We start from the raw sequence: 252 nt of genomic DNA on the forward strand, positions 1-252 counted from the left end.
CGCCCACTACCTGGCTGACCTGGATGCCGCTGATAAAGCAGAGGGCGAGCAAGTGGTCGATCGCACTGCGATCAAGGCGGCACTGGCGAAGCTTGAGGCCAAGCAGCAAGACAACCGTAGTTGCCAAGATTTGATGAAGTCGATGGGGCTGGAGCAATTCAACACGCACGAAAGCGATGCCCGAATGATGCGCACGCCAAAGGGGGCGCGTGTTGCCTATAACGTGCAAACAGCCGTGGACGCAGAGCACTA

At 57.9% G+C, this 252-nt stretch carries 1 pseudogene; it reads left to right on the forward strand.

What is annotated here, in order from left to right:
* Positions 1-252, forward strand: a pseudogene (locus NPS46_RS25165) (IS5/IS1182 family transposase); the annotation flags it as partial.

The sequence above is a fragment of the Pseudomonas putida genome (genome assembly GCF_028682395.1).
In the GTDB taxonomy this organism is placed as follows: Bacteria; Pseudomonadota; Gammaproteobacteria; order Pseudomonadales; family Pseudomonadaceae; genus Aquipseudomonas; species Aquipseudomonas putida_AB.